This window comes from Microbacterium sp. (genome assembly GCF_051953575.1).
In the GTDB taxonomy this organism is placed as follows: Bacteria; Actinomycetota; Actinomycetes; order Actinomycetales; family Microbacteriaceae; genus Microbacterium.
In genome coordinates this window covers 1-4,007 of record NZ_JBQCIP010000029.1, presented here as the reverse complement: position 1 = coordinate 4,007, position 4,007 = coordinate 1, and the positions used below count along the sequence as shown (strand labels likewise).

Annotated in this window: 3 protein-coding genes; 1 reads left to right on the top strand and 2 read right to left on the bottom strand. The window is 69.5% G+C overall.

Features of this window, described 5'->3' with window-relative positions; translation table 11 throughout:
- The first annotated feature begins 131 nt into the window (after window positions 1-131).
- The gene (locus ACTHNQ_RS02240) at window positions 132-1,433 is read left to right on the top strand and encodes an RNA polymerase sigma factor (protein ID WP_440330806.1); all 1,302 of its coding nucleotides are present in this window, start codon (window positions 132-134) and stop codon (window positions 1,431-1,433) included.
- A gap of 16 nt (window positions 1,434-1,449) precedes the next feature.
- On the opposite strand, the gene ACTHNQ_RS02235 is transcribed toward ACTHNQ_RS02240, so the two are convergent.
- Both ACTHNQ_RS02235 and ACTHNQ_RS02230 read right to left on the bottom strand, forming a co-directional pair.
- Entirely contained in the window at window positions 1,450-2,448 is a 999-nt protein-coding gene (locus tag ACTHNQ_RS02235) for a ParB/RepB/Spo0J family partition protein (RefSeq protein ID WP_440330805.1), read from the bottom strand.
- On the bottom strand, window positions 2,448-3,371 hold the full coding sequence (locus ACTHNQ_RS02230) for an AAA family ATPase (RefSeq protein ID WP_040570426.1): 924 nt from the start codon (window positions 3,369-3,371) through the stop codon (window positions 2,448-2,450). Before ACTHNQ_RS02230 ends, ACTHNQ_RS02235 begins: the two co-directional genes overlap by 1 nt.
- Window positions 3,372-4,007 lie beyond the last annotated feature (636 nt).

The window sequence follows — 4,007 nt, the reverse complement described above, 5'->3', positions numbered from 1 at the left end:
GGCTTCGGCACGCAGCAGCTCGAGGCTGGCTCTTCTCCTCGGAGTCTGCTCGTCGTTCGCCACCCATCCAGGGTACGTCGCCTCGCCGACACCGCGGGTCGCCCGGGGGAGAGTCCCCGTACGCTGAGAGCATGATGCCGGTGCCCCCGACCGACCCGCGAGAGTCCGGGCGTCGTGCCGTCGAGGCCGTCTGGCGGGATCAGTCCGCCCGCATCGTGGCTGCCCTCACCCGCCACACCGGCGACTTCGCCTGGGCGGAGGATCTCGCACAGGAGGCCCTGGTCGAAGCCCTCGACGCATGGCCGAGGACCGGCATCCCCGACAACCCCGGCGCATGGCTGATGTCGGTGGCCAAACGGCGCGCGATCGACGGATGGCGCCGTCGCGAGCGCATGGCCCAGCGGGAACCGCTCTTCGTGACGGAGGCGCTCGAGGCCGAGGCATCCGATCCCGTCCCCGTCGAGGCCGACCCCGACCGCATCGACGACGACGTGCTGCGCCTGGTCTTCGTCGCGTGCCACCCGGTGCTGCCCGCGCAGGCGCGACTCGCCCTCACCCTGCGCACGATCGCGGGACTCACCTCGGAGCAGATCGCCCGCGTCCTGCTGATGACGGTGCCCACCGTGCAGCAGCGGATCGTGCGAGCGAAGAAGTCGCTTGCCGCCGCGAACGTGCCCTTCGAGGTCCCTGACCGCGCCGAGCGCCCCGCCCGGCTCGCGAGCGTGTTGCAGGTCATCTACCTGCTCTTCACCGAGGGGTACTCATCGGGGGAAGGGGAGGGTGCGCTGCGCCCGGACGTCGCCCGCGAGGCCGTGCGCCTGGGACGCCAGCTCGAGACGCTCATGCCGGGCGAACCCGAGATCTCTTCGCTCATCGCACTGATGGAGTTCCAGTCCTCGCGCTTCGCCGCCCGCACCGATCATGAGGGACTCCCGCTGACGCTCGAGCAGCAGGACCGTCGCCGATGGGACCGCTCCGCGATCACACGCGGCTCCGCCGCTCTGCAGAGAGCGGATGCCGCCGGCCGTGGCCTCGGCTACTACGGTCTTCAGGCGGCCATCGCCCAGTGCCACGCCGTGGCACCGACGTTCGCCGACACCGACTGGCCTCTGATCCTGCGCCTGTACGACGCCCTCGAGACACTCGCCCCGTCTGCCGTCGTGCGGCTGAACCGCGCCGTGGCGGTCTCGATGGTCGACGGCCCCGAGCGCGCGCTCGAGTCGGTCGTCGAACTCGAGCCCGAGCTCGCCGGGTTCCGGCCTCTGGTCGCGGTCCGGGCCGAGCTTCTCGAGCGCCTCGGAAAAGTGGATGCCGCCGCCGCCGAATTCCTCGCCGCAGCGGCCCTCCCCGGCAACGCCGCCGAGACCGAGGTCCTGCGGCGGCGCGCCGCTGCGCTCGGGTCGGCGAGTCCGCCCTCGCTACCCGGTCGCTGACCAGCCCGTCGGGGGCTCAGGAGGCCTCGGCTGCTCCGTACTCGGTCTCGCCGAGCTCACCCAGGATCCGGTTCAGATCCTGGATCGTCGCGAAGTCGATGCTGATCTGGCCTTTTCTTGCCGTCAGTGAGATCTTGACACGTGTGTTGAGACGGTCGCCCAGTCGGTCGGCGACCTCGTCGAGGTGAGCACGGCGCGATCCGGCCTGTGGCTTGGGCGCACGCGCGGGGGCAGCATTCGGAAGCTTGGCGGCGGCCTCCGCAGCGCGGACCGACAGGTCCTCGTTCACGATCTTGTCGGCGAAGCGCTGCATCGCCGTCGCGTCCTCGAGCGAGAGGATGGCGCGCGCGTGGCCTGCCGACAGCACACCTGCAGCGACGCGCTGCTGCACCGGCACGGGCAGCTTCAGCAGACGGATGGTGTTGCTGATCTGCGGGCGCGACCGGCCGATGCGAGTCGCGAGCTCTTCCTGCGTGATGCCGAAGTCCTCGAGCAGCTGCTGGTACGCCGATGCCTCTTCGAGCGGGTTGAGCTCTGAACGGTGCAGGTTCTCGAGCAGGGCGTCGCGGAGGAGGTGCTCGTCCGCGGTGTCGCGCACGATCGCCGGGATCGACTCGAGCCCCGCCTCACGCGCGGCGCGCGTACGGCGCTCACCCATGATGAGCTCGTGCTCACCCTTCTCGTTGAGTCGGACGACGACCGGCTGCAGCACGCCGAACTCGCGCACGCTGTGAACCAGCTCCGCGAAGTGCTCGGGGTCGAAGTTCGTGCGCGGCTGGCGCGGGTTGGGGACGATCTCGTTGGGGTTGATGTGGACGAGACGGGCGCCGGGGACCTCGACGAGGTCTTCCTGCGGCTCGGGCGTCGCAGCGGACTCGGTCCCGGACGCCGGCTCGGCCTCGTCGACAGCGACGGCCCGGGGGAAGAAGACGTCGGCGGGACGCTCGTCAGCCTGTTCGGTGGTCGGGATCAGTGCGCCGATTCCGCGGCCGAGTCCTGTGCGCTTCGCTGCCATCAGGCGCCCCTTTCATTCGAGGCGCTGTCGCGCCGGATCATCTCGACGGCCGCTTCACGATAGGCGATGGCGCCGGCAGACTGTCCATCGTAGGCCAGAACCGATTGGCCGAAGCTCGGCGCCTCCGACACCCGGACCGAACGCGGGATGATGGTGTCGAGCACCTCCTTGGGGAAGTGGGCACGGACCTCGTCGGCCACCTGCTGCGCCAGACGTGTGCGGCCGTCGTACATGGTGAGCATGATGGTCGACAGCTGCAGTCGCGGGTTGAGGTGCTTCTGGATCATCTGCACCGTGCCGAGAAGCTGGCTCAGGCCCTCGAGGGCGTAGTACTCGCACTGGATCGGGATGAGCAGCTCACCCGCTGCCGTGAAGGCATTGATGGTGAGCAGACCGAGCGACGGCGGGCAGTCGATCAGGATGAAGTCGAGCTTCTCGGGGTTCTTCGCGAGGTAGTCGTCGACGGCGACGCGAAGGCGGTGCTCGCGCGCGACCTGGGACACGAGTTCGATCTCAGCGCCGGCGAGATGGATCGTGCTCGGCGCACACAGCAGGTTCGGCGACTCGGGGCTCACCTGGATGATGTCGGCCAGGGGGAACTCATCGATGAGCACGTCGTACACGCTGGGGATGTCGGACGTGTGCGGCACGCCCAGTGCGGTGGACGCGTTGCCCTGCGGGTCGAGGTCGATGACGAGCACGCGCGCACCGCGTTCGGCCAGCGCCGCGGCCAGGTTCACGGTCGTCGTGGTCTTGCCGACGCCGCCCTTCTGGTTCGACACGGTGAGCACACGCGTGCGGCCGGTGAGGTGGACCTCGGCCTCTTCGAGCGCCTTGCGGCGAGCCGACAGATCCGCGAGTTCCCGCGCGATCGGAGAGTCGTCCTCGTCTGGGACGGTGTCGGCGGGGTCTTCCTGCGCGATGGGGGATTCCTCTTCCTGCGTGACACGGGTGTCATCGGCCGACTCGTCCGATGTCGGCTCGGCCGGCGCCTCGGGTTCGGCGGCGGCGGGGTGCTCTTCGAGCGCAGCTTCTGCGAGCTCTTGCGCGGGTGCTTCTTCGGGGGATGCGTCGGAGACATCGTCAGCGTACTCGCCGGATACGACATCGCCATCGGCCGGGGGAGCAGTCACGATGTCGTTTCCGATCGCCTCGTAAGCGATCGACACGGGGTCTTGGTCGGCGCCCTGGGGGGAGGCATCCTCTACGCGGTCGGTGTCGGGGTGTTCGTCGGTCGGAGCGTCGGGCTCGGCGGGGGCGTCGGGCTCGGCGGGGGCGTCGGGCTCGGCGGGAGCGTCAGCAGCTTCAGCATCGGCGGCATCCGCATCGCCGTCAGACTCGGCCGCTGACTCCGCGGTCGAGGCAGGAAGGTCCTCCTGAGCCGCGGCTTCTGGCGCGTCGGGAGTCGCGACGGATGACGGTTCGTCAGACGAGATGGATGCCTGAGCCTCGGTCTCGTCGGGTTGTTTCACGTGAAACTCTCCCCCTTGCGCGAGCCGCTCAACATCGCTCTCCACCTTATCCCGCCTTCCCCCCATCCCTAGCCGCCGAAGCCACTT

Bases quoted from the DNA above. Each gene is read 5' to 3' on its own strand.
- ACTHNQ_RS02240 (WP_440330806.1), top strand. From the start codon at position 132: ATGATGCCGGTGCCCCCGACCGACCCGCGAGAGTCCGGGCGTCGTGCC.
- ACTHNQ_RS02235 (WP_440330805.1), bottom strand. From the start codon at position 2,448: ATGGCAGCGAAGCGCACAGGACTCGGCCGCGGAATCGGCGCACTGATC.